This is a genomic window from Sandaracinobacter sp., from assembly GCF_041909755.1.
In the GTDB taxonomy this organism is placed as follows: Bacteria; Pseudomonadota; Alphaproteobacteria; order Sphingomonadales; family Sphingomonadaceae; genus Sandaracinobacteroides.
Genome location: NZ_JAYRCW010000155.1, coordinates 1 through 2,908, shown reverse-complemented (window position 1 = coordinate 2,908; position 2,908 = coordinate 1). Strand labels below are relative to the sequence as shown.

3 protein-coding genes are annotated in these 2,908 nt (G+C 66.2%); all 3 read right to left on the bottom strand.

The features are described 5' to 3' along the window. Positions 1-282, bottom strand: a 282-nt coding sequence (locus ACE3O8_RS13325; protein ID WP_374390517.1) for a YHS domain-containing protein, incomplete at its 3' end; no start/stop codon positions are given. Positions 283-313: 31 nt separating this feature from the next. Continuing rightward, complete coding sequence (locus ACE3O8_RS13320; RefSeq protein WP_374390515.1) at positions 314-1,027, bottom strand: copper resistance protein B; 714 nt, start codon at positions 1,025-1,027, stop codon at positions 314-316. A 3-nt stretch (positions 1,028-1,030) separates the two neighbouring features. Then, positions 1,031-2,908: multicopper oxidase domain-containing protein (locus ACE3O8_RS13315; RefSeq protein ID WP_374390513.1), on the bottom strand; the 1,878-nt coding region annotated here is incomplete at its 5' end.

Below are 2,908 nucleotides of genomic sequence, written 5' to 3'. Positions count from 1 at the left end.
CGGGCAGGAGCCCGGGCCGGATCGGCGGATCTCCGGGTGCATGGGGCAAGTATAGATTGCGCCCTCCCGCACCGGCTCGACCGGTCCGGCGCCAGAGAGGTAGCGCCCCGGATCAGCCACGAACTTCGTCCGGCATCCCGCGGAACAGAAATGGTAAGGCCGCCCCAGATGTTCGGCATGATGCAGGGTGCCGTGCGGATCCACGCTCATCCCGCAGACGGGGTCCTTAGCAACGGCAGCCCCGTCAGACTGCGGCGATTGGCCATGAGCGGCTGAATGCATGGGAATCCCGATCTGCCTCAACGGTTCCACTTCAGAACCAGAATCTGACACCGCCCCGCACCGACCAGCCACCACTGCCTTCACCCTCGGCGCTGGCAAGGCGCGCAGATTTGCCGAGGCGGCTTTCATAGGCAAGCGCCAGCGTAGGCGCGAACTTGCGGCTGATTTCGTAGCGCGCCTGAATACCCGTCTCGATCTTCGAGAAACCCTTGCCGACCATCCGTTCCGGCACGTCCGAAAAGCTGATGTCGGTTTCCAGATTGGGCTCCAGCACGAAGCGGTTGGTCATGCGGATATCGAAGGACTGCTTGAAGCGCAGGCTGACATCCCCCTTGAAGCCGATGAAGGCATGCAGCTCGGTTTCCAGCAGATAGGGGGCAAGGCCCTGGATGCCGACCACGGCATAGCCGCGCCCATCCGGCTTCGCGTCTGCGCGAACGCCAGCCTGCACGTCGAAGAAGGTCCAGACGTTGCGGCTGTAAAGCGCCTGGAACTCCGCCGTCTCGAATTCGGAAGCAGCGTGTTCGCCTTCGGATTTCCACCAGAATTTATGCCTGTCACCGCCGATGAAGCCCTCGGCATCCCAGTTGACCACGGCCTCGCCCTGCTGGCGGCTGATGTCCGCCTCCACCTGCGTGAAGCTGATGGTGCGGCCGCCGTGCAGATGTTCGGCTGAGGCCGGCTCTCCGGATTGGGCGAAGGCGGGGGCAGCGGCGGCGAGCGACGCGAGGAGCATCAGGCGCATGGCTCAGCGCCCCCCGTGATGGCCATGGTGCGCCGGGTGCGCCTCTGCCGGGGCGCCGGTTCCGACCGGCGGAGGGGAGACATTCGCCACGACCAGTTTCTTCATCATGCCGGAATCCATGTGGAACAGCAGGTGGCAGTGCAGTGGCCATTCGCCCGGCTCGTCCGCCGTCAGCAGCACGGACTGGGTACGCCCCGGCGCTACCGCGATCACATTCTTTTCCGGCAGACGGTCTGCCGGCTGGCCGTTCTCGATCTCGAAGAACATGCCGTGCAGGTGCATCGGGTGCGCCATCATGGTTTCGTTGACGAAGGTGATGCGCACCCGCTCGCCGAATTGCACGTCCACCGGGGGCGCTTCGCCGAATGGCTTGCCGTTCAGCGTCCAGATGTAGCGCTCCATGTTGCCGGTGATGCGGATGACGATTTCGCGTGTGGGGGCGCGGGCGTCTGCATGAGGCGCCGTGGCGACGAGATCGTTCATCGACAATACCCGCGCTCCATAGGGCGCACCGGTCGCCCAGCCGAGCACCCGGCCGGAACCATCGGTGTCGCCCTCTCGGCCCAACTCGGCGCCATGGTTCATGCTGGCGTGATCCATCCCCGCCATCGGGTCGCGGCCATAGCCATAATCGACACGCGGAAAGGCCGTGCCGCCCTCGGGCTTCGCCGCAAGGGATACTGCCGTTCCAACCCGCTCGCCGCCTTCAGGCTTCGGAAGCCTTGGAGTGCAGTGGCCCATGGCGGCGTGCTCGGGCGCGCAGTTCGGATCGATGGGAGGCGCAGCGGGCGAAGCCGGCATCGTGCAGTGCCCCATCGCCGCATGCTCGGGCGAACAGCTCGCCGCCGGAGCAGCAGGCGGGGTCGCCGCGGGCATGGTGCAGTGTCCCATCGCCGCGTGCTCCGGCGTGCAGGTGCTGGCGGGGGCCGGCTGGCGGGCCGCCGCGGTGTTCAGAATGTCGGTGTCGGGATCGGCTGACGCCATCGAGCTTCCGACGGCGGCTATCTGCATGCCCGGCATGGCATGCCCCATCTCGCCCAGCATCAGCACCTGCATCGGGCGCGGCGCAGGCGCTTCCACGCCCATGCCGGGGCGGGGGCCAAGCGTCGCCAGCAGGCTGGCGCGCCGGTCCAGCGTTTCCACCCACAGCGGCCAGGCGCGATCCTCCTTCGGCTCGACGATCACGTCGTAGGTCTCGGCGACCGCCATGCGGAACTCGTCCACCGTCACCGGCTCCACCGCGCGGCCGTCGGCTGCCACCACCGTCATCGACAGGCCGGGAATCCGCACGTCCATGAAGCTCATCGCCGAGCCGTTGATGAAGCGCAGCCGCACCTTCTCCCCGGCCTTCATCTCGAAGAAGGGCGTGCGGGCAGTGGGCAGTCCATTCACCAGCAGCGTGTAGTTGGTCACATCGGCGATGTCGGTCGGGTCCATACGCATGCGGCCCCACTGCGCCCGGTCTGACAATGTCTTTCCAAGCCCGAAACGGCCGGCGTCGCGCAGCAGTTCGGGGAAGGTGCGCTTGTTCCAGTTATAATAGCCGGCATCCGCCTTCAGGTTGCGGATGATGCGCTCGGGATCCTCGGGCGTATGCTCGGTCAGCAGGATCACATGCTCGCGGTCCACCGCAATGTCCGGCCCATCCTTCGGGTCGATGATGAGCGCGCCATATTGCCCCGCCTGCTCCTGCAACGAGGCGTGGCTGTGATACCAGTAGGTGCCCGACTGCCTTAGCGTGAACTGGTAGGTGTAGGTCTCCCCGGAGGCGATGCCCGGAAAGCCGTTGAAGCCGGGCGCGCCGTCGTGATGGCCCGGAACCAGCAGGCCGTGCCAGTGGATCGCCGTCATCTCCGGTAGCTGGTTCTTCAGGTTCACGGT

Bases quoted from the DNA above. Each gene is read 5' to 3' on its own strand.
- ACE3O8_RS13320 (WP_374390515.1), bottom strand. From the start codon at position 1,027: ATGCGCCTGATGCTCCTCGCGTCGCTCGCCGCCGCTGCCCCCGCCTTC.